The sequence below is a fragment of the Frondihabitans sp. 4ASC-45 genome (assembly GCF_049472575.1).
Lineage (GTDB): Bacteria > Actinomycetota > Actinomycetes > Actinomycetales > Microbacteriaceae > Frondihabitans.
Map to the genome: position 1 here is coordinate 1 of NZ_JBCEBN010000012.1, position 21,876 is coordinate 21,876.

Consider the following 21,876-nt stretch of genomic DNA (forward strand, 5'->3'; position numbering starts at 1 on the left):
GCTCCAGCACCCGCCGACACCTAACTACACCCGCCGACTCCGAGCGGAGCCGAGCGGAGCCGCGCGGGGCCGAGCGGAGCGGGCACCGCAGAGCGCGAGCGACGCCGACCTCAGCGGCTGTGGGCCGGATCCTGCCGTTCGACCTCGGCGATGATCCCGGGCAGCACCCGGCGCATGTAGGGGCCCCAGAGCAGCGACACGATGCCGCGGAGCACGAGCCCGGCGCGCGGCCTTGCGAAGAAGGTGTAGGTCCAGTCGATTCGCGTGCCGCCGGGCACCTCGCTGTACTCCCACTCGGCGCGGGCGCCCGACACGAGCACTCCGAAGAGCTTCTGGAAGTCGCTGAGCTCGTACACGAACCGGCCGGGCCGATCGACGAGAACGGTGTGCTCGACCACGCTTCCGCCGTCGGACAGCATCAGCTGACGGGTCTGGCCCGGAGCATCCCACCCGCCGGTCTGGTCGCGCACTTCGACGACGGCGGGCAGCAGGCCGGAGCGGGGGTAGAAGCCGACGGGGGTGAGGGGCGTGCTGACGTCCCACGTGGCCTCGAGACCCGAGCGGGCCACACCGTGGGCGGAGGCGGTCGACGACGACGTTGTGCTCATGACAGGGGTTCGGAGCCGACACCCGACCCGGGTTGGCCCGCACTCATGGTGGGATCAGGCAGGTCGGGCACACTCGTGGCATGGCTCATCACCTCGTCCGACCCAAGCGCGGCACCGTCATCGCGGGTGTCTGCGCGGCCATCGCCGACCGCTTCCACTGGAGCCGCTTCGTCGTGCGGCTGTTGTTCGTCGTGTCGATCATCCTGCCCGGGCCGCAGTTCCTGCTCTACCTGGCGCTCTGGATCCTGATCCCCAAGCAGAAGTAGGCGTGCCCCACGGCCGAGCGGCGGCGCTGATCGCGGGTCTGATCGTGCTCGGCGTGGCCGGTTCGACGGTGCTTCAGGATCCAGGCCCGTCGCGAGCGGGGTCACCGCCCGTGGCCGCCGCCGCGCCCTTCACCTCGGCGGGCTCGGCGTTGCCCGACCAGACCGTCCCGGGCCTCGACGTCAGCGCCTACCAGCACGGCGTCAGCTTCAGAAAGGCTTATGCCCGGGGCGCACGGTTCGTCTATATCAAGGCGACCGAGGGCGACACCTACACGAGTGCGCGTCTCGCCAACCAATACACGACCGCGAAGGCAGCGGGTCTCATCCGGGGGGCCTATCACTTCGCGAAACCGAATACCTCGACCGCGGTGAAGCAGGCCGAGTACTTCGTGGCGTCGCTCGGCGAGCTAGGCAGAGGCCGCGTCGACGGCGGCTGGACGCTGCCGCCGCTTCTCGACCTCGAGTTCAACCCCTACGCCGCGTCGGACGGCACGAACTCCTGCTGGGGCCTCACGCCGAAGCAGATGCAGCGGTGGGTGTCGGCCTATCTCGACACCGTGACCGGGCTCACCGGGCGCGTGCCGGCCATCTACACGAATGCGAACTGGTGGAAGACCTGCACCGGAGGGTCGACCGACTTCACGTCGTACCCGCTGTTCCTGGCCCGGTACGTCGACGACGTCAGCGGCGGGTCGATCGACCTCCCGAACGGCTGGCCGGGCTGGACCATCTGGCAGTACACGAGCACGGGGTCGCGCTACAAGGGCATCACGAACCGCACCAAGGGCGATGTCGCGGCGTCCGACGAGAACCTCTTCGCCGGGTCGTTCGACGACCTCGTGGCGCTCGCCGAATCGCGGTTCGAAGCGCTCCCCGAACCACAGACCGATCGGATCACCCCCGCATCTGGGGACTAGCCTCAGGGGTGACGCACGGGTGATAGTCAACAGTCACCTGTGTCAGCGCCTCACCCGCAAGCCGATCGGAACCACCGTGCCCTCTCTGCCGCATTCGCTTGCCCTCCCGTTCTTCCGCGGGCGCTTCGCCGGCCTTGGCGCTCGGCTGACGCTCCCTCGCCCGGACGACGCCCCCTGGGCCCACGCTCCGGGAATCGATCCCGACCGCATTCTGATCTTCGGCAACGGCGAGGCCGTGGGCTGGGGCGTACGGAGTCACGACCTGGCGCTGCCCGGCCATCTCGCCCGGAGCGTCAGCCTGCGAACCGGGCGTGGCACCGACGTCGACGTTCTGGCCGACCCGACGATGACCATCGCCTCCGCGGCGGCCGCGCTGCCTCTGGGCCGTCTCGGCGCGTACGACGCGATTGTCGTGGTGCTCGGGCTGAGCGATGCCCTGCGCATGACGTCGGTCGCGCGCTACCGCGAGTCGCTGGCGGCCGTGCTCGCCCGGGCGATTGCGCACCGCCATGACGGTGCCGAGATCGTCGTGCTCGAGATCGATCGACCCTCGACGCTGAGCCTCTTCGACATCACACCGGGCAGCATCCTCGACGAGCACGCCGATCGACTCAACGCGGAGGCCGCCGACCTCTGCGACGAGTTGCCGGGAGTGCGTTTCGTCGCCCTTCCCCACGGGCAGGCGTCGGACGCACATGCCGCACCCACGAAGTCGTCGGACGTCTATCGGGCCGTGGCCGACATGCTCGCGGCACGCCTCCGGGCGCCCCTTGACGAGCAGTTCGCGGCGGGGCGAGAGATTTGTCCGCTCCGTGACTCGCCCCAGACGGAGTCCGAACGGCTCGGCGTCATCTACGACCTCGGGATCCTCGACTCGCAGCGCGAGCGACGGTTCGACGACATCGTCGAGCGGGCGCGGATCCTTCTCGCTGCGACCGGTGCGGCCTTTTCGATCGTGGGGTCCGATCGCGTGTGGAATAAGGCGATCGCCGGTGCCTACGCCAGCGAGATTCCGCTGCGCGGAGCGATGTGCGCCGAGACCATCAAGGGGTCAGGGCCGTTCATCGTGCCCGACCTCTGGGCTGACGATCGGTTCGTCACACACCCCGCGGCACGCTTCTACGCCGGCTATCCGATCGAGGGGCCCGGCGGAATCCGGATCGGTGCGCTCTGCGTGATCGACTCGCGGCCGCGTCCGGCCGACAGTGTCGACCTCGTGCTGCTTCGCGAACTCGCTCTCGCGGTGCAGCGCGAAGTCGCCCTCGGCACTGTGCCCGCCGTCACCGCCTGAGCGGGACGACGGGCGCAAGGCGCCAAGGGCAGCGCCGGATTACGGCGTGGGCATACCGCCGTTGACGTGCAGCGTCTCGCCGATCACGTAGCTCGACTCGCCCGACGCCAAGAAGACGTAGGCGGGAGCGAGCTCGGCCGGCTGACCCCAGCGACCGAGCGGCGTCTCGTCGCCCACCTCGGGCAGGGCATCGGCGGGCTGGCCGCCGGCGGGCTGCAACGGGGTCCAGATCGGGCCGGGAGCGACCGCGTTGACCCGGATGCCCTTGGGGGCGAGCTGCTGCGAGAGCGCCTTCGAGAAGGTGTTGATCGCGGCCTTCGTCGACGCGTAGTCGACCAGGAACTCGGCCGGGCTGTACGCCTGGATCGAGGTCGTGTTGATGATGCTCGAACCGGGCGTGAGGTGGGGGAGCGCCGCCTTCGTGATCCAGAACATGGCGTAGACGTTCGTCTTGAACGTGTCGTCGAAGTTCTTGGTCGTGAGCTCGAGGAGGTCTTCGACGTGCTGCTGCTTGCCCGCGTTGTTCACGAGAATGTCCAGGCCGCCGAGACCGTCGACCGCCGTCTTCACGAGCTGCTCGCAGAAGGCTTCGTCTTTGATGTCACCGGGGATGGCGACGGCCTTACGCCCGGCCTTCTCGATGAGGGCGACGATGTTGTCGGCGTCCTCCTGCTCTTCGGGGAGGTAGCTGATCGCGACGTCCGCGCCCTCGCGGGCGTACGCGATGGCGACGGCCGCGCCGATGCCGGAGTCGCCGCCGGTGATGAGCGCCTTGCGCCCCTCGAGCCGGCCGCTGCCGCGGTAGATCTCTTCGCCGTGGTCGGCGGGGATCGCGAGATCCTCGTCTTTGCCGGCGCCCTCGAGATACTGCTCGGGCGGGGTCATCTCGTACTTCTTGCTGGGGTCTTCGAATGCGTACTGATCGGGAGCCATGGAGTGCCTTTCGCTGTCGCGGGAGATACCGGAGCACGGGTATCCGGGCCCGACGGTAGTCCGGTGAGCGAAGCGGGGTACAGGGGGTTCGGCCGTGCTGGTCGCGCGCTCCCTCGCGGTCACGCTCCGCATGGCGCGACGCTCGTAGGCTGACGGCATGGAGTCGACCAGCGCAGCCCAGTTCGACGCGAGCGCGGCGTTCGGTGTGCCGGGCCTCGAACAGGTGCGCGACGACGTCTGGGCTCTCGGCCAGCCGATGCCGGGCGAGCATCTGCCGGCGTCGCTCCTCTATCTCCTCCGCGACTCGTCGGGCGGATTCCACGTGATCGACCCCGGCACCGACGGCGACGACAACTGGGGCCGCCTCGTCGACGCGTTGGCCTCGCTCGACGCCCGACCCGACGCGATCCGCTCCGTGACGGTCACGCACCTGCACGCCGATCACCTCGGAATGGCGACGAGGATCCAGCACGCCTCCGGCGCCACGCTTGCCCTGCACCATGCCGAAGCGGCGGCCCTGCAGACCCTGGCCGAGCACCCGCCGACCCGCGAGGGCACCGCTCAGCAGGCGCGCGAGTGGGGAGTCCCCGTCGAACGCTCGGCCGAGCTCGTCGCCGTCGCCGACGCCATGCCGCCCGTGATCGTCCCCGCGATCGACCTGCTGCTCTCCGACGGCGACCGCCTCGATGTGCCCGGCTTCGCGCTCGACGTCGTGCACACACCCGGTCACACGCCCGGTCACCTGTGTCTGCGCGACACCGGCCGCGGCCTGCTGTTCAGCGGCGATCACCTGCTGCCGACCGTGTTCAGCGGCCTCGGCCTCGGCGGAGCGTCGACGACGAACCCGCTCGCCGACTATCTGCAGGGGCTGGAGCGCATCTCGCGACCGGGTGATGTCGAGGTGCTGCCGGGGCACGGCTTCCGGTTTACAGGGGTGGCCGAGCGGGCGGCGGAGACGGCAGAGCATCACCTCCGGCGGACGGCGGAGGTGCGGGCTACGGTGGCCGCGGATCCTTCGCTTTCGATCTGGGAAATCGCCTCGAAGCTCACCTGGACTGCGGGTTTCGACAATCTCAGCGGGTTTCAGTTGTGGTCGGCGCTGTCGCAGACCGCACTGCACCGTGAATACGTCGGCGGGCGACGGTAGTTGCCTGTCGTCGGGCCTAAACTCGGCGGAATGGACCTCTTTACACCCGCCGTCTTCGGCGACCTCCGACTCGACAACCGAGTCACTATGGCGCCTCTTACGCGCCTCCGCTCCAGTGAGAGCGGCGTTCCCGGCGACCTCGTCGTCGAGTACTACGCGCAGCGCGCCTCGTTCGGCATGATCGTCAGCGAGGGCGTCTGGCCCGTGCAAGAGGGCAAGGCCTACCCGGGCCAGCCCGGCATCGAGACCGACGAGCAGGTCGAGGCCTGGCAGGTCGTCACCAGCGCCGTCCACGCCCGCGGCGGCACCATCGTGCTTCAGCTGATGCACGGCGGCCGCGTCTCGCACACCGACATCACCGGCACCGACCGCATCGTCGCCCCGTCGGCGATCGCGATCGAGGGCGAGACCCACACCGCCGAGGGCAAGGTCGCTTTCCCCGTGCCGCACGCCCTGACGATCGACGAGCTCGCCGACGTCAAGGAGCAGCTGGTGGTCGGAGCCCGCAACGCGATCCGCGCCGGCTTCGACGGCGTCGAGATCCACTCGGCCAACGGCTACCTGCTGCACGAGTTCCTGGCACCCGGCGGAAACGAGCGCGACGACCAGTACGGCGGCAGCCCGGAGAACCGCGCCCGCTTCGTCATCGAGGTCGTCAAGGCCGTCCGCGAGGCGATCGGTGCTGGCCGCACCGGCATCCGCATCTCGCCGGCGCACAACATCCAGGGCATCGCCGAGACCGATCCCGCCGATGTGCACGAGACCTACGGCATCCTGATCGACGCCCTCGCACCGCTCGACCTCGCCTACGTGAGCATTCTGCAGGCCGACCTCGAGGGGGCACTCGTCACCGACCTGCACGAGCGGTTCGGCGGCGCGTTCGTCGTCAACTCCGGCTTCGGGCAGGTCACCACCCGCGCCGAGGCCACCGAGCTCATCGAGTCGGCCCACGCCGACGCCATCGCCATCGGCCGCCTCGCGATCGCGAACCCCGACCTGGTCGAGCGCTGGCAGGCTGAGGCCGACGAGAACGAGCCGAACCCCGGCACGTTCTACGGCCCGGGCGCCGAGGGCTACACCGACTACCCGAGCCTGCAGGTGCGAGCCGACGCGTAGAGCGTCGCCCGCGTCACGAGGTGCTCGGGCTTGACCTCGCTCGAATCGGCCGACATCGCACGCCGCGGCGCTGTGATGTCGGCCGATTCGCGTCAGGTCGCCGGTTGAGCCATAGCGAGAGTCTCGCCCGCCCGCTCGAGCCAGCGCGTCGGATCCTGAAGCGCACTCGCCGTCTCGCCCGCCAGTTCGCTGAGCGACACGGTTGCGGCGAATCGCGTCGTATCGGCGGTGATCGACCCTGCGACGAGCAGCGCGGGCACGTAGGCCCGTTCTGCGAGGTCGAGCACGACCGACGGAGCCTTGCCCGCGGCCGACTGGTCGTCGAAACGGCCCTCGCCCGTGATGACGACGTCGGCCTCCCCGATCGCTCCGGGCAGGTCGAGCAGGTCGGCGATGAAGCCGGCGCCGCTTCGGATCGTGGCTCCCCAGGCGAGGAGCCCGAACCCGGTGCCGCCAGCCGCACCGGCACCCGGCGCGGTCGCTGACCCCGGGTCGCCCGGCATGAGCTCGGCATAGTGGGTGAGCCAGCGGTCGAGGAGCGCGACGTCGTCGGCGGTCGCGCCCTTCTGCGGACCAAAGACCGCGGCGGCCCCGGTCGGCCCGGTCAGCGGGTTCGTCACGTCCGACAGCACGACCGCTCCTCCCGCGGGCAGTGCCGGGAGCCCGTCGAGATCGACCGAGGCGAGGTCGGCGAGGCCTCGGGCCCCACTGGCGATCGGTGTGCCGTCGGCTCTCGAGAACCGCGCGCCCAGGGCGGTCAGGGCGCCGGCGCCGCCGTCGGTCGAACACGAGGATCCGACGGCGAGCAGCACACGGACGGCCCCCGCCCCGAGGGCGCTCGCGACCGCCTGCCCAAATCCCGTCGTGGTCGCGTCGAGCGGCCGGAGCCCACCCTCCGGCACCAGTGTGATGCCGCTGGTCGAGGCAAGCTCGACGACCGCGGTGCCGTCGGGCAGTGTGAGGAACGACGCCTCGTGGGCCTCGCCGAGAGGCCCAGCCACCCGGATCGGATGCCGGACCGCACCGGGAACGCCGGCCTCGAAGGCGTCGAGCGTGCCTTCGCCCCCGTCGGCCATGGGGCGCACGATGATGTCGTCGGCCGGTCGCACCCGCCGCCAGCCGCGACCGAGGGCGGCGCACACCTCGGCGGCGGTGGCCGAGCCCTTGAACGAGTCGCAGGCGATGACGATCCTCATGGGTTGACCCTACGGTCCCCTGCCCCAGCCCCGCCGTCCCACCTCCCCACAGCCGTCGCCCCACGTCTATCCCGAAAACGCCATCTCGAGCCCAGCGCCGTAGACCGCTCGGTCGCGGTCTAGCATGAGCACGCACGGGTCAGGCCGTGTGAAGACTGCCAATGAGAAAAGACGGCGGTGACATCGTGAGTGATGACGATGGCGTCACGAACAACGGGCAGGGGCACGGCGACCGACCAACGCCCCCGGCTCTTCCCAAGCCGCGCCAAGAGCGTGCGCAGGCGACTCAGAGCGCCATCATCCAGGCGGCGGCGACCGTCTTCGCCGAGCGTGGGTACGCCCGGACGACCCTTGACGTGGTGGCCGTCGAGGCGGGGGTGACCAAGGGCGCTCTCTACTTCCACTTCTCGTCGAAGCGCGAGCTTGCGAATGCCGTGATCGCCGAAGAGACGCGGCTGACCGCGCTGCGGGCGCAAGAAACCCTCGATGCGGGTTACTCCGTGATCGAGACGATGATCCGGCTCCACCGCAACCTCGCTGCGCAGATCGTGGATGACGCCGTCGTCGCGGCCGGCGTCAAGTTGACGACGGAGGAGCTCGTCGCCCAGCTCGACATCAGCGCGCCCTACGACCTGTGGACCGACCTGACCGTCGACCTCCTCCGGCGCGGCGTCGAGAACGGCGAACTCCGGGCCGGCCTCGATCCGGAGAAGCTCTCGCGATTCGTCGTCGGAGCCTTTGTCGGGGTCAATCTCGTCTCGAATTCACTTGGGCACGGGCCCGATCTGTTCATGAGGGTCCGCGAGATGTGGGAGATCCTGATCTCGGGGATCGCGGCGCCGGAGTATGTGGAGGCGTCGCAGCTGCTGCCGGCGCTGATCCGGCCGTAGCGGGGTCGTGTGGCGCAGCGGGTCTGAGGTGAGGGCGGCGTGCCGGATCCTGCGGTCCCTTCGAATTTGGCGGTCCCTTCGAATTTGAAGGAGAAACACGAGCTGCTCGACGAAGTTATGCGGAACGGCGGGCCCCGGCCTGCGGTTTCTCCTTCGAATTCGGCGGCCGCCACACCGCAGCGACGCCACACCGCAATGCCGCCGCACCGCAGTGACGCGGCGGCGCCAATAGGGTCGACGCATGGAGTTCACCGCGCTTCCCACCCTCGTCGGCGAGCGGGTCCGGCTTGAGCCGCTGGCCGAGACCCACGCCGCCGATCTCGCCGAGGCCGTCGCCGTCGGAGACCTCTGGCGCACCTGGTACGCCACACACATCGCGGCGCCCGACGACATGGCGGACGACATCCGAGCGCGGCTCGCACTGCATCGGGCCGGAACGCAGGTGCCGTGGGCGGTGATCGACACCCGCAGCGGTCGCGCCGTCGGCATCACCACGCTGCTCAACCTGGAGCCGGAACACCGCCGGCTCGAAATCGGCTCTACCTGGCTCGGCCGTGAGGCGCAGCGCACCGGCATCAACACCGAGGCGAAACTGCTGCTGCTCGGGCACGCGTTCGAGAGCCTCGGCTGCATCGCCGTGGAATTCCGGGTGCACTGGCACAACCAGCAGTCGCGGGCCGCGGTGGCACGCCTCGGCGCCAAGCAAGACGGAGTGCTGCGCAATCACCGGGTGTGGCCGGACGGGACGATCCGCGACACCGTCGTCTTCTCGATCATCGACGGCGAATGGCCGACCGTGCGGCAATCGCTGACTCAGCGTCTCGCCGGGCACGCCTGATGGCCTCGTATCGAGTGACCCTCACCGTTGGGCGGCTGGCACCCGGGGTCGCTCCCGACGCCGTTCTGCCCCGCGCAGCCGAGGCGGCGGCGGCCGAGGTCACCGTCGAGGCGCGCGATGTCGCGGTCGTGCGGGGCGAGGCCCGACTGGTGGTCCGCTTCACGGCGGATGCCGACCGCCAAGCCGCTCGCGTGGCCGACCTCGTCGCGATGGCGACGACGGCGCTCGCCGAGGTGCAGCGGGTGGCGCTGACACGGCGCGACGGCGGCACCTGGACGCGGCTGCCGTACGCGTAGCTCGCAGCTCGCAGCTCTTGCAAATTCGAAGGAGAAACCGCCGCCGCCCGACGAGGACAAGCGGATCGGCGGGCCCCCGGCCACGGTTTTTCCTTCAAATTCGGTGCAGGCGGCAGGCGGCAGGCGGCAAGCGGGCCCGACCCGCTCAGTCGTAGGTGCGCAGCAGCCGCCAGCGCGAGTTGTACGGCTCGCGGCTCACGTCGAAGACCATGGTCTGCCCGCTCTCGGCGGTGGCCTGGAACCGCCACGATTCGCGCGGCTCGGGCGGGTGCGTGAAGGCGGGGTCGAATGCCGCCTCGGTCTGCCAGCCGGGATACGTGGGATTCAGCCGTGTCGGGGTGTCACTCACCCGAAATCGCTCGGCCTTCCACACGATCCGCTGCGGGATGCCCTCTTCGGACACCCACACAGACACCTCCTCGTCGACCCGGGTCATGACGTCCACCTCGCCCCTCTCATTCGAACGTACGTTCGATTACCGGGACTCTACGTCGTCGAGCGACGACTCGCCAATCGGATTTCGAGGACCAGGATCCGCCAGCCCGTCGCTACGCATTCGCCACGGGGTCGGCCGTCGCGATCTGCCACAGCGCGACGCCGTGAAGGCCGGCCGATTTCGCGGCATTCGCGCGCACCGTGAGCGACCTCGCGTCAGACCACCAGAGCACGGTGCCGTCGGCGAGTTTGGCCGTCCATTCCCCCTGGGCGGAGACCCAGTTGGCGCGGCTTCCGGCCTGCTCGCGGGCCTCGGCGGGCGAGATCACGCCACCCTTGCCAGTGGTCGGCCAGGTCGAGCCGTAACCCGCCACCGCGAGATCGACCGACTTCGCCGGAACGAGAGTGAGGAGCGCCGCCAGCGCCTGCTGTGCCCAGGGAAGCCCGCCGACCGGGCCGGCTTCGCTGAACGAGCTGCCGTGCTCGCCGTAGGCGAGCAGCACGAAGCGGTCGATCGACGCCGTGAGCTTCGCCAGGTCGTAGCCGGCGGCGAGGTAGCCGCTCGCCGACGTCTGCGCGGTCAGCGCCATCGAGATCGTGGCCTTCGCCGGAAGCGTCTCGCGGAGTTCGCTCGCGAACGAGACGAGGTCGTCCGAGTTTGACGCCGACAGGCTCTCGAAGTCGAGCTGCACGCCGTCGTAGCCGCCGTGCTCCACTTCTCCGGCGAGGCCGGCGATGACGAACTGCCGGTTCGACTCGCTCGAGAGCATCTTGGTCGCGATCGCCTGGCTGTAGACGCCCTTGCTCGCGTCGATGTTGTCGACGACGAGCTCTGCCTTCTTCTTCGCGGAGTGCGCCTTTGCGAGCAGGGCGAGCGCGTCACTCGACGACGCCGCCACTCCGCCGCCCTCCGATGTGAGGCTCACGCCCGAGATGGCGACCGTGTCGAGGGCGCCGGAGTCGCTCGTGAGAGCTTTCAGGGCGGAATCGCCGGCGACGGCGTAGCCCTCGAACGCCACCCCGGTCGGGATCTCCGCCGTGTTCGCCGGGCCGCCCGCGCTCGAGCAGCCGGCGAGGGCGAGGAGCGCCGCCACTCCCGCCGAGGCGATCAAGAGTCGGAGCGGCGATCGTGTGGTCATGGGTCGAGGGTAGTGGGATGCCCAGTGGTCGACCTGCGTAATCGGCCGCTGCTGCACGAGACGAAAACGTGCCCCCAGTTCGGGTGACAGAGCCACTTCGAACGAGAGGCCGGGGGAGGGGTGGGGCGCGGCTGAAAAGGGGTCAGAAAGGCAGGTTCGAGAGGCGTGGGCGGCGGATCCTCGGTGCGGTCGTCTCGAGGGTCGAGGGGTACAGGGTTCGCGCGCGTCCGCACAATGGAGGACTCCCGATGCAGACGTGGCGCGGCTCGGGGTACAGGCGTGTCCTCCTCGTCGAGGACTCCGGTTCGGCATCACCCCCTCCATCGGGTGACAAAAAGACGCCCGAACGGGGTCTCGCAGGGGGCCCGTTCGCGTGCGGACCCCCCAAGCGGGGGGTTCGCGCAGGCCAGCGTTCGAAGCTAGCTTGTGCCGTACCCGACGGCGCACCGAGGTCTTACCCAGGCCGAGGAGCGTCTGCACCACTCCCGAACGCACCGCCTACCCGAATGGGCTCCCCGACATGACGTTCCGCACTGCCCCGCGCCCATCGAACCCGACGATCTCGATCATCGTTCCCGCTCGCAACGAGGCCGCGAACCTCGAGGTGATCCTGCCTCAGCTCCCCGACGCGTACGAGGTCATCCTGGTCGACGGCGACTCGGTGGACGGCACCGTCGAGACCGCCCTCCGCGTCCTCCCCGGGATCAAAATCGTCCACCAGACCCGCACGGGCAAGGGCAATGCTCTCGCCTGCGGCTTCGAGGCCGCGACCGGCGACATCATCGTCCAGTTTGACGCCGACGGGACAGCCGACCCCGCAGACATCCCCGCCCTGGTCGACACTCTCGTCAAGGGCGCCGACGTCGCGAAGGGCTCGCGGTTCCGCAGGGGCGGCGGCTCCGCCGACCTGAACCTCTTCCGCTCCGGTCGGGATCTCGGCCTGAACCTGATCTGCAACGTGCTGCTCGGCACCCGCTACTCCGACCTCTGCTACGGCTACAACGCGTTCTGGCGCGACGTGCTCCCCGCCCTCGAGCTGGTCGACTCGGCGGTCGAGGCTCCCTCCGACGGCGCGATGCTCTGGGGCGACGGCTTCGAGATCGACACGATCCTCACCTGCCGTTTCGCGGCCGCGAAGCTGCGCGTCGTCGAGGTGCCGTCGTTCGAGAAGCACCGCGTCCACAGCGAGTCGAATCTCGACGCCATCGGCGACGGCATCCGCGTGCTGAAGACGATCTTCGACGAGAGGCGCCGCGAGAACGCCGCTCTCGCTCACACCCGTCGCGAGCCAATCGTCGTGGCCGCCCCGATCGTCGCCCCCTTCCGCGTCGAGGTCGAACAGCGATTCGCCCGGCGCTGACCCGCCTGCCCCGACCGTCGGTCCCGCAATTTTGCGAGCGAAACCGAAGCCGAGTCACTCCCGTCACGCGTGACTTCGGGCCCTGTCTTCCGATCGCTCGCAAATTAGCGAAGGGGGCTCGAGCAGGGCGGGGGAGCGGCGATCCCTGGCTCGGCACCCCGCACGGGCGGAGAATCGACGCATGGACATGGACCGCGCCCAGCTCGCCGACTTCCTGCGCCGCCGCCGCGAGGCGCTCAGCCCGGCCGATGTCGGGCTCGGCGCCGGAGCCCGCCGCCGAACGCCGGGCCTCCGCCGCGAAGAGGTCGCGATGCTCGCCGGTATGAGCGTCGATTACGTCAGTCGCCTCGAGCAGCAGCGCGCCACCCAGCCGTCCGAGCAGATCCTCGGGGCGATCACTCGGGCGCTCCGGCTGACGGTGGACGAGCGGGACCACCTGCATCGCCTCGCCGGCCACAACCCGCCGCAGCGGCAGGCGCTGAGCGAGCATGTGCACCCGACGCTCCTTCGGATCCTCGACCGTCTTCACGACACCCCCGCCCAGGTGATCGACGACCTCGGCACGACCCTCGCCCAGAATCCCGCCGCGCAGGCGCTCCTCGGCAACGACTTCCGCTACGAGGGGCTCGACCGCAGCCAGGTGCACCGCTGGTTCACGCACCCCGAGGGCCGCGACGTCTACCCGGCCGAAGACCACGATCACCAGAGTCGGGTGCAGGTGGCCGATTTGCGTGTCTCGGTGACACGACGGGGAGCCAAGGATCCGCGCGCCCACGCGATCGTCGACAGCCTCCTCGAGCGGAGCCCCGAGTTCCGGCTCCTGTGGCAGAAGCACGACGTGGCCGAGCGGCGCGGCGAAGAGAAGCGCATCGTCCACCCGGAGCTCGGGGTGATCGCGGTCGACTGCCAGATCCTGACGCCGAACGACGACTCGCAACGACTGCTCGTCTTCACCGCCGTGCCGGGGAGCGAGTCGGCCGAGAAGCTCGATCTGCTCGCCGTCGTCGGACGGCAGTCGTTCGCCGGCGGGGCCGCTTAGCTGTCTGAGGGTTCATTCTCTGGTCGCTGCAAGGATCCTCGACCTAGGCTGGGCGACGAACGACCCCGTTGTCGACCTGACGACGACGCCACGCTGCGTCACTACTGCAGCTGCGTCACTACTGCAAAGGAACCCTCGTGACCGACTCGACCGGAAATGCACTGCCGCAGCCCGGCTGGTATCCGAACCCGTCCGGTGATCCCGGCTACCGCTGGTGGGACGGCCGCGCCTGGACGGAGCACGTCCGCGGCCCCGAACCTCAGGCGCCGCTGCACCAGCACGACGCGCCGCCGCAGCAGGCCGCTCGGCCCGAACCGCAGGCGGAGGCCGCTTCGGTAGCCGCACCCAGCTCGGCCGTCGAGCCCGAACCTCAGGCACCCGCCGCTCGAGACGACCGCGATCGGCCCGCCTACGGCGAGCGGATCCCCGGGTACCAGACGCCGGGGTCGGCGCCCGAGCAGAGCGCGCAGGGCTCGGCCGGTTCGCAGGGGCAGTACGGTCAGCAGCAGCCGAACGGTCAGCAGGGCCAGGGGCAGCCGGGTCAGTACGGACAGCAGGGCCAGTACGGCCAGTACGGCCAGTACGGCCAGCAGCAGCCGTATGGACAGCAGAGTCAGCAGCCGCAGCAGGGCCAGGCGCCCGCACAGTACGGACAGCAGTCCTACGGCCAGCAGAGCCAGTACGGCCAGAACCAGTACGCACCGAACCAGTACGGTCAGCAGCAGAACGGCCAGCAGCCCTACGGGCAGCAGAATCCGTACGGCCAGAACCAGTACGGCCAGCAGCAGTATGGCTACGGCCAGGAGATCCCGAAGGCGCCGAAAGACGCCAAGGTCACCAACATCTTCATCTGGGTCATCGTCGGCCTGCCGATCATCTCGCTCATCATCAGCCTCCTGTCGTTCGCGAGCCTGCAGCCGGTCCTTGAAGACGCCATCCGCCAGATCGAGGCGAACCCGAACTCGGCGCAGGGCTTCGGAACGACGACTGCCAGCTCCGGGCTCACCTCGATCCTCGGGCTCCTCATCGCCGCCGCGACGGTCGTGCTCGCCTACTTCGACTGGAAGGCCCTGCAGCGCCAGGGTGTCGTCAGGCCGTTCCACTGGGCCTGGTCGTTCTTCGCGCTCTTCACGCCGCTGGTGTACATCATCGGCCGTTCGGTCGTCGTGCACCGTCGCTCGGGCCGTGGCCTGCTGCCGCTGTGGATCAGCATCGCGATCGTCGTCATCAACATCATCGCCTTCACGGCCCTGATCGTCGGCGTCTTCTCGGCGATCGGATCGTCGCTCTAGCGCCTCTCGAGCGTGACACCACAAATCGGGTCGGACACCGTCGAAGGATGGAGTTCGGCCCGATTTGCGGTGTCAGGGCCCTCGACCTGGGAGACGCCTCCGGCCCCGCACGGCCGGGCGGGGTACCGTGCACGGCATGGACCACTTGACCGAACGCGAGGCAGCCGCGCTGGCGCTGGCGCTCGTCGCGGTGGCCACGGCCTCCCTCGACGGTGGCGACGATGCTCAGCAGTCCAGCGAACGCGGCCTGATCGAGCTCGTCAACACTCTGAGCGACGAGCCGCTCTCGGCACGTCAAGCCGAGGTCGTGAGCGCCCTGGCAGGGGCGAGTGCCGCGATGACGACCGGCCTGAGCGGCGCGGTCGCCGAGCAACGCCGCTGCGATGCACACGACGTGTTGCAGGTCGCGGCGCGCGCCGTGCTCGAGCATGCCCACGACGGAAACGGGCGCTCGGCCTAGAGTCGATCTCGACCGCTGGCGGCCTCGTCTGGCGGGTGGTGGGATCCTGGTGTTCGGTCTCTCACGAAGTTCAGTGGTACCTGCGTGCCGACCGATAGTTCGAAGGATCAGTCTTGAGGCTGATGCACCTTCTCGGCGGGTGCTGTGGACTAGTCACACGGAACGACTGACGGAGCGGGGGCTCGGTTATGAAGCAGGGGCAGATGAACGCGTATGGCGAGCTCGCCAGCGATCTCTGGCGAGCGGCCGATGAGCGTCGCTTCCTCGACATGCCGGGCCGTGATGAGTTCTTCGGCGAGCTGGGCGATCGGATCGCCCGTCGGGTCGACGAGTTGCGACCGCTCTTCGCGGGTGACGCCCCCGTGAACGAGCCGGCGCGTCGCCGCGACCTGCGCTTGCGCAAGGCGCAGAAGCAGGCCGAAGAGCTCGCCTACCAGGAGCTCCTCTTCTCGCAGTCGGTCGTGCCTGTGGACGAGCTCGTCGACGCGTAGCAAAGACCTGGAATGATCGAGGGCATGCCCTCGACCTCTGCCCCCGCCCTCGGCCTGCTCCTCGACGTCGACGGCCCCATCGCCAGCCCGATCACCCGCACCATCGACCTCCCGGCCATCAGGCGCGATCTGGTCGCGCTCGCCGACGCGGGAATCCCCCTGGTCTTCAACACCGGGCGCTCCGACGCGTTCATCCGCGACGAGGTCGTCGGGCCGCTCATCGCTGCGGGCCTGCCCGATCACGCCAGGGTGCACGGAGTCTGCGAGAAGGGCGCCGTGTGGTTCTCGATCGGGCCGCGGTTCGACGGGGGTATGGGTGAGCTCGAGATCGACGAGTCGCTCGCCATGCCCGCCGACTTCGCAGCCGAGATGGAGACCGTGGTCGCCGAGCGATTCGCCGACCGGGTCTTCTTCGACCGCACCAAGCGGGCGATGGTGTCGGTCGAGCAGCTCACCTCGATCGAGAACTCCACCTATCTCGCCATGCAGCCGCTCTTCGACGAAGTCGCCCGGGAGGCGCTCGCGCGGCGCGGCTTCGGCGTGCGCCGTCTCGACGACGTGCGGCCCGACGCTCACGGCGACGTGCAATGGCGAATCGACCCCACAATCATCTCGACCGACATCGAATCGGTGCTGCTCGGCAAAGACCTCGGTGCCCGTCGAGCACTCGAACTCCTCGCCCTGGACGGCGAGCTGCCACTGGCGTGGCGCACGGTCGGCGACTCCCGCAGCGACTACGCCATGGCCGACTGGCTGCACGCCGGTGGGTACGAGGTCGAGCACGTCGACGTCCGGCCGGGCGACGGCGTGCCGGAGAAGGCCTACCCGATCCGCACCAGCGCGACCGGGGCGATCCACGATGAGGCCGGCGCGGAATTACTGGCGGAGTGGCTGACGCAGGTCTCCTGAGATTCGACGCGTGTACCCCGAATGGTGTCGTCCTCGCGCGTAAAACCGCCTGAGACGGGTGATCGAAGCGGGTGAGTGGCCCGGAAAATCGGGAACCGGGCATACCCCATCCTTTTTTGCACCCCAAACGGGGGCCCTCCGAAAGGGGGACCGTCCCCTAATCTGTTGACACCCACAAGATCGGCCTACCCAGCCGGTTGCTGCTTCACCAGCACACGTGGCGCGATTCCCGTCGCGTCGCACACTCAGTCGCCGCCGTAGCCGACATCGTCTCGTCTCGATGGCCGCTTCCGCACGACGCCCTCGACACGCGGCACCTCCCCTGAACCCGAACCAGGAGAACACCCCCGCATGTCCCGAACCATGCCCGGCGACCGTAGGTCTGCCCGCCGCAGCGCCCAGAACGACGCATCGCGTCTCGACGCGGAGCGCCGTCGCCTCGAGGCCGAGCGGGCGGAACGCAAGCCCGTGAAGGCCCGGAAGGTCCACACCACCGAGCACATCACCGCGGGCGGACGGCCCGAGGGACGGACCCACTCTCCGGTGATGGTGCTGCTCGTGCTCGTCTCGACGCTGGGGATCCTGGTCTACGGCCAGTTCCTCCTCAACCCGGCGAACCGCGGTGACCTGCTGCCGTACACGATGGTCATCGTGGCGGAGGCCGTCGTCGTGATCCAGGCACTGCTGGCGATGTGGACGATCCTCTCGGGAGGCGCCGACCCGCGCGACTTCGACTTCCACAACACGCAGGACACCCTGTACGACGAGGAAGCGATCGACCGTCTCGACATCCGCGACCAGCCGCACCTCTGGCCGATGCTGGTCGACGGCGAGCGGAAGATCATCGACGTCTTCATCACGGTCTACGGCGAAGAGATCGCCAAGATCGAGGCGACGCTGACCGCGGCGATCGCACTTCAGGGCGAGCACCGCACCTGGATCCTCGACGACGGCAAGAGCGATGAGGTGCGCGACCTCGCGGCCCGCCACAACGCCCGCTACGTGCGCCGCCTGACCAACCACGGAGCGAAGGCCGGCAACGTCAACCACGCGCTCTCTCTCGCCAAGGGCGACTACTACGCGATCTTCGACGCCGACTTCGTGCCGAAACCCGAGTTCTTGCACGAGACCGTGCCGTTCTTCATCGACGAGAAGGTCGCGTTCGTGCAGACGCCGCAGGCGTACGGCAACCTCGCCTCGCTCGTCTCCCGCGGTGCCGGCTACATGCAGGCCGTCTTCTACAAGTTCATCCAGCCGGGCCGCAACCGCTTCAACGCGGCGTTCTGTGTCGGCACCAACGTGATCTTCCGCCGTGCCGCCATCGACGATATCGGCGGCATGGTCACCGACTCGAAGTCGGAAGACGTCTGGACCTCGCTGCACCTCCACGAGGCCGGCTGGCGTTCGATCTACATCCCCCTGACCCTTGCGGTCGGCGACGCCCCCGAGACCATCGAGGCGTACTCGAAGCAGCAGCTGCGCTGGGCCTCCGGCGGATTCGAGATCCTGTTCCAGCACAACCCGCTGTCGCCGAAGCGCACCCTGACGATGGACCAGCGCCTGCAGTACATGGTCACCGCGACGAACTACCTCACTGGAATCGCGCCGCTGCTGCTTCTGCTCGTGCCGCCGATGGAGATCTTCTTCGACCTTCGCCCGATGAACCTGACGATCTCGCTCGGTCAGTGGATCCTCTACTACTGCAGCTTCTACCTGATGCAGATCCTGCTGGCGTTCTACACGCTGGGATCGTTCCGGTACGAGGTGCTGATGCTGGCGACGGTGTCGTTCCCGATCTACGTCAAGGCGTTCTGGAACGTCATGACCGGCAAGGACGTCGGATGGCACGTGACGGGCGGTAAGAACGTGCAGAAGTCGCCGTTCAACTTCATCATCCCGCAGGTGCTCTTCTTCGTCTTCCTGGCGCTCACCAGCGTCGTCGCCATCTACCGCGACATGCAGAACGGGGTGTGGACCCTGGCGACCTTCTGGAACCTGCTGAACACCGGGATCCTGCTGTCGTTCCTCATCGTCGCCGGCCGTGAGGCCAAAGAGATCCGCAAGGCGAACAAGCTGGCCGCGAGTGGCGACCTCGTCGTCTCGGCGAACCTCGACCAGGCCACGCCGAAGCACATCACGACGACCCCGACGCGCACCCAGATCTCCCGGCCGGCGCCGCGCACGCCCGAAGAGGTCGCGCTGCTCGCGGCCACGTTCGAAGACACCCTTCCCCGCGAGCAGATCCTCGCCACCCGCACCGGTCGCCGCAGCGCCACCTCCGACGAAAGGGTCGCGTCATGACCTGGTCCAGCCGTTTCAAGCTCCTCGCCGGAATCGTCGTCGTGATCGTTCTCGTGGCGGCCTTCACCGTCATTTTCACCAAGCGCCAGTCGCAGGTGGTCTCCACGAGCGCCAGCATCCAGGCGGAGGAGTACGAGGTCGGCACCGACTACTCGGGCTCGATCGTGAAGCAGTTCGTCGAGGTCGGTGACAAGGTCTCGAAGGGCGACAAGCTCTTCCAGATCAAGAGCCTCTCGGTGCTGCAAGACGTGCGGTCCGACCTGCTGAGCTACAAGAGCACGAGCTACACCGTCACCCCTGACGGCACCATGACGTTCTTGGCGACGGTCAGCGGAATCGTCTCGAAGATCGACACGAAAGAGGGCGGCTTCGTGCAGTCGGGCGCCGACCTCGCCACCATCGACCGGGCCGACAGCCTGTATGTGCTCGGCGACTACACGCTGACGCCGCGCGACTACGAGCGGATCCAGGACGGCGCCACCGTCGAGCTCATGCTGCCGAACCAGACGACGGTCGACGGAACGGTCAAGAAGGTCTCCGTGCAGACGACCGAGGGCAACGCCGAGACCGAGATCGAGGTGGCCAGCAAGTACCTCGTGCAGGGCGCCTACTCTGGCCTCGTCAACCCGGGCACGCCGATCACCGCCACCCTCTCCCTGCGTCAGGACGGCATGTTCGCCGGCGCGCAGGATGCCATGCTCGCGTTCGTCCAGAAGATCGGCCTGTAGCCATCGCGTTCCGCACTCGTGCCACCGCCCTCCTCGCCCTCACCGCAGCCGTCGCCCTCGTGGTGACCGGGTGCACATCCGCGGGGCCCACCGCCGACCCCACTCCGTCGAAATCATCGGTGCCGTTCGGCGCCGGGCAGAAGGTGCTCGGCGACGACACTGTCGGGCCGCTCCTCGACAAGCTCGTGACGAGGTCGATCGCGGCGACGCCGAAGATGCGCCTCGCCGAGTGGCTCACCCCGCCGACGAACAAGTGGTTCTCCGGCCTGGTCTTCGGCGACACCCCGATGGCCGTCTTCCCTTATCCGCTGTCGTTCCAGCAGACCGCCACCGGGTTCGACACCGGTCTGCCCACCGTCACGGGCACCGAGAACACCGTCTTCGGTGAAGCCGTCACCCAGGTCTCAGCCGACCTCGGCGCCGACAGTGCGATCGTCAGCGCGTACGACTCCGTCTCGGTGACGATCGAGTATCTGTCGGGCAGTCGGATCCTCGGCCACGTCACCATCGCCGAGGGCTCGCCGCTCGTCTCGTATACAGCGGCGCGTGCCGGTTCGGTGACCCTGAACGGGTCGATCGACACCTCAGGATCCGACGGCACGCTCACGGTCTCGGGCCAGAAGTGGTCGGTGGCGACGAGTGATGCCACCATCGCGGGCCCCGAGGTCACGCTGCAGAAGGGCGGCTCGCTGACCCTGTTCCCCGTGCCCGAGGGGACTTCCGCGACCGATCTCACCGCCCTGCAGAAGGCCGCGGCCTCGCCACTGACCGGCGTGACGACGACCTACGCGTCGACGTCGGCCGGGCAGAAGACGAAGCTCGCCTACCGGACCGCGGCGAGCACGACTAAAGCCCCCGGCAGCACACTCGTCGTGCCGCTGCCGCACCAGGGCGCAGATGCATCCGCCGGCTGCACCTCCGCCTCGTATGCCGGCCTCTACGGCACGACACCGCTCTGCATCTCGTCGGGCCTGTCGTTCACCACGCCGACGATCGCGGCCACGTCGAGCCTCGACCTGGCGAAGGTCTCGTCGTCGAACAAGGCCGTGCTGAAGTCGCAGCTCGAAGTCGACGTGAAGCTGCTGCCGACCTTCGCGACCGACACCTACTACGGCGGAAAATCGCTCTACCGCGCCGCCATGCTGCTGCAGCTCGCCCGCGAGCTCGGCGACGACGCCTCCGAGAAGACGCTGACGACCGCTCTGACCACGCAGATCGACAAGTGGATGGAACCCGGCGGCTGCACGACGCGCGCGCAGGAGTGCTTCGTCTACGACGCGAAGCTCAAGACCATCGTGGGGCTCGCGAACTCGTTCGGGTCGGAGGAAGACAACGACCACCACTTCCACTACGGGTACTTCCTCTACGCGGCCGGCGTGGTCGCCCAGTCGACGCCGTCGCTCGCCGCCAAGTGGGCACCGGTGATGAACCTGCTCGCCGCCGACATCGCCACCAACACCGGCGACGGCTCGGGCAAATATTTTCCCGACACCCGCGTCTACGACCCGTACTTCTCGCACAGCTGGGCGTCCGGCTACTCGCCCTTCGCCGACGGGAACAACCAGGAGTCGTCGTCCGAAGCCGTCAACGCGTGGACGGGGCTCGCCCTCTGGGGCAAGGCCTCCGGAGACGCGGCCCTCGAGGGCGAGGCGAACTGGCTGCTCAGCGGCGAGACCGCGTCGGCGCTCGCCTACTACGTCAACCCGTCGCTCGACGAGCCGCAGTTCGACGGTTTCTCGCATGACCTCGTGTCGCTCAACTGGGGTGGCAAGCGCGACTACGCGACCTGGTTCTCGGCGGCGCCCAGCGCGATCATCGGTATTCAGTTGATCCCGATGAGCCCGGTGTCGACGTACCTCGGGTCGTCGGCGGGCGGGGGCGCCTCGCACATCAAGAAGCTGGTCGCGGCAGCACTGACCGGGGGTGCAGACGAGACGCTGATCGACTACGTGCTCATGTACGAGTCGCTCGCCGGCAAGGATGCGGCGGCCTCGGCACTCGCGGCGGCGAAGAAGCTGCCGTCGACCGCGATCGACAACGGCAACTCGCGCACGTACCTGCTGGCGTACATCATGGCGCAGGAGGCCGGGGCGTAGCTGGCGCTGGCTTGCTTGCGGCCTGCGCGTTCGGGCCGGGCGTTCGGGCCGGGCATGACCTCGCGCGAATCGGCCGATGTCACAGCGCCGCGGCGCGCGACGTCGGCCGATTCGCGTCCCCTCGCTGG

General features: G+C 68.8%; 22 protein-coding genes. 17 read left to right on the forward strand and 5 right to left on the reverse strand.

Annotated elements, in window-relative coordinates:
• Window positions 1-110: 110 nt before the first annotated feature.
• Complete coding sequence (locus tag VH571_RS15330) at window positions 111-608, reverse strand: SRPBCC family protein (protein WP_423265284.1); 498 nt, start codon at window positions 606-608, stop codon at window positions 111-113.
• Between the two features lie 80 nt (window positions 609-688).
• On the opposite strand from VH571_RS15330, the gene VH571_RS15335 reads away from it, so the two are divergent.
• The 3 genes from VH571_RS15335 to VH571_RS15345 all read left to right on the forward strand — a co-directional run bounded on the left by VH571_RS15335 (window position 689) and on the right by VH571_RS15345 (window position 3,082).
• A complete protein-coding gene (locus VH571_RS15335; RefSeq protein ID WP_055964692.1) occupies window positions 689-874 on the forward strand; it encodes a PspC domain-containing protein in 186 nt (61 codons plus the stop codon).
• Window positions 875-876: 2 nt separating this feature from the next.
• On the forward strand, window positions 877-1,791 hold the full coding sequence (locus VH571_RS15340) for a GH25 family lysozyme (protein WP_423265285.1): 915 nt from the start codon (window positions 877-879) through the stop codon (window positions 1,789-1,791).
• A gap of 76 nt (window positions 1,792-1,867) precedes the next feature.
• Complete coding sequence (locus VH571_RS15345) at window positions 1,868-3,082, forward strand: hypothetical protein (protein ID WP_423265286.1); 1,215 nt, start codon at window positions 1,868-1,870, stop codon at window positions 3,080-3,082.
• Between the two features lie 39 nt (window positions 3,083-3,121).
• Here VH571_RS15345 and VH571_RS15350 read toward each other — a convergent pair whose 3' ends face one another.
• Complete coding sequence (locus VH571_RS15350; RefSeq protein WP_423265287.1) at window positions 3,122-4,015, reverse strand: SDR family oxidoreductase; 894 nt, start codon at window positions 4,013-4,015, stop codon at window positions 3,122-3,124.
• Window positions 4,016-4,172: 157 nt separating this feature from the next.
• Here VH571_RS15350 and VH571_RS15355 point away from each other — a divergent pair, with 157 nt between their 5' ends.
• Both VH571_RS15355 and VH571_RS15360 read left to right on the forward strand, forming a co-directional pair.
• Complete coding sequence (locus VH571_RS15355) at window positions 4,173-5,162, forward strand: MBL fold metallo-hydrolase (protein WP_423265288.1); 990 nt, start codon at window positions 4,173-4,175, stop codon at window positions 5,160-5,162.
• Window positions 5,163-5,192: 30 nt separating this feature from the next.
• The gene (locus VH571_RS15360) at window positions 5,193-6,278 is read left to right on the forward strand and encodes an alkene reductase (protein WP_055964702.1); all 1,086 of its coding nucleotides are present in this window, start codon (window positions 5,193-5,195) and stop codon (window positions 6,276-6,278) included.
• Between the two features lie 92 nt (window positions 6,279-6,370).
• Here the strand turns inward: VH571_RS15360 and VH571_RS15365 are convergent, their stop codons facing one another.
• On the reverse strand, window positions 6,371-7,474 hold the full coding sequence (locus VH571_RS15365; protein WP_423265289.1) for a glycerate kinase: 1,104 nt from the start codon (window positions 7,472-7,474) through the stop codon (window positions 6,371-6,373).
• 185 nt (window positions 7,475-7,659) lie between these two features.
• Between VH571_RS15365 and VH571_RS15370 the strand changes: the two genes are divergently transcribed.
• The 3 genes from VH571_RS15370 to VH571_RS15380 all read left to right on the forward strand — a co-directional run bounded on the left by VH571_RS15370 (window position 7,660) and on the right by VH571_RS15380 (window position 9,498).
• Window positions 7,660-8,364: a ScbR family autoregulator-binding transcription factor gene (locus VH571_RS15370; RefSeq protein ID WP_423265290.1), complete on the forward strand. Its 705-nt coding sequence runs from the start codon at window positions 7,660-7,662 to the stop codon at window positions 8,362-8,364.
• A 241-nt stretch (window positions 8,365-8,605) separates the two neighbouring features.
• Entirely contained in the window at window positions 8,606-9,202 is a 597-nt protein-coding gene (locus VH571_RS15375) for a GNAT family N-acetyltransferase (RefSeq protein ID WP_423265291.1), read from the forward strand.
• Between the two features lie 14 nt (window positions 9,203-9,216).
• Window positions 9,217-9,498 (forward strand): hypothetical protein, encoded by a 282-nt coding sequence (locus VH571_RS15380; protein WP_370544333.1) that lies wholly within the window; start codon window positions 9,217-9,219, stop codon window positions 9,496-9,498.
• A gap of 145 nt (window positions 9,499-9,643) precedes the next feature.
• Here VH571_RS15380 and VH571_RS15385 read toward each other — a convergent pair whose 3' ends face one another.
• Window positions 9,644-9,934 carry a hypothetical protein gene (locus VH571_RS15385; protein ID WP_123939743.1) on the reverse strand — a complete coding sequence of 97 codons (291 nt, stop codon included), beginning with the start codon at window positions 9,932-9,934 and terminating at the stop codon, window positions 9,644-9,646.
• A 112-nt stretch (window positions 9,935-10,046) separates the two neighbouring features.
• Window positions 10,047-11,072 (reverse strand): glycosyl hydrolase family 18 protein, encoded by a 1,026-nt coding sequence (locus VH571_RS15390; protein WP_423265292.1) that lies wholly within the window; start codon window positions 11,070-11,072, stop codon window positions 10,047-10,049.
• Between the two features lie 520 nt (window positions 11,073-11,592).
• On the opposite strand from VH571_RS15390, the gene VH571_RS15395 reads away from it, so the two are divergent.
• From VH571_RS15395 to VH571_RS15435, 9 genes are all read left to right on the forward strand, one after another.
• Window positions 11,593-12,432 (forward strand): glycosyltransferase family 2 protein, encoded by an 840-nt coding sequence (locus VH571_RS15395; protein ID WP_423265293.1) that lies wholly within the window; start codon window positions 11,593-11,595, stop codon window positions 12,430-12,432.
• A 187-nt stretch (window positions 12,433-12,619) separates the two neighbouring features.
• Entirely contained in the window at window positions 12,620-13,471 is an 852-nt protein-coding gene (locus VH571_RS15400; RefSeq protein WP_423265341.1) for a helix-turn-helix transcriptional regulator, read from the forward strand.
• Window positions 13,472-13,608: 137 nt separating this feature from the next.
• Window positions 13,609-14,763: a DUF2510 domain-containing protein gene (locus VH571_RS15405; protein WP_423265294.1), complete on the forward strand. Its 1,155-nt coding sequence runs from the start codon at window positions 13,609-13,611 to the stop codon at window positions 14,761-14,763.
• Window positions 14,764-14,899: 136 nt separating this feature from the next.
• Entirely contained in the window at window positions 14,900-15,223 is a 324-nt protein-coding gene (locus VH571_RS15410) for a hypothetical protein (RefSeq protein ID WP_423265295.1), read from the forward strand.
• A gap of 203 nt (window positions 15,224-15,426) precedes the next feature.
• Window positions 15,427-15,714 carry a hypothetical protein gene (locus tag VH571_RS15415; RefSeq protein WP_157510218.1) on the forward strand — a complete coding sequence of 96 codons (288 nt, stop codon included), beginning with the start codon at window positions 15,427-15,429 and terminating at the stop codon, window positions 15,712-15,714.
• A gap of 24 nt (window positions 15,715-15,738) precedes the next feature.
• On the forward strand, window positions 15,739-16,623 hold the full coding sequence (locus VH571_RS15420) for a hypothetical protein (RefSeq protein WP_423265296.1): 885 nt from the start codon (window positions 15,739-15,741) through the stop codon (window positions 16,621-16,623).
• Between the two features lie 351 nt (window positions 16,624-16,974).
• The gene (locus VH571_RS15425; protein ID WP_423265297.1) at window positions 16,975-18,924 is read left to right on the forward strand and encodes a glycosyltransferase; all 1,950 of its coding nucleotides are present in this window, start codon (window positions 16,975-16,977) and stop codon (window positions 18,922-18,924) included.
• A complete protein-coding gene (locus VH571_RS15430) occupies window positions 18,921-19,652 on the forward strand; it encodes an HlyD family efflux transporter periplasmic adaptor subunit (protein WP_423265298.1) in 732 nt (243 codons plus the stop codon). The genes VH571_RS15425 and VH571_RS15430 overlap by 4 nt, the downstream gene beginning before the upstream one ends.
• 119 nt (window positions 19,653-19,771) lie before the next feature.
• Complete coding sequence (locus VH571_RS15435) at window positions 19,772-21,748, forward strand: glycosyl hydrolase (RefSeq protein ID WP_423265299.1); 1,977 nt, start codon at window positions 19,772-19,774, stop codon at window positions 21,746-21,748.
• Window positions 21,749-21,876 lie beyond the last annotated feature (128 nt).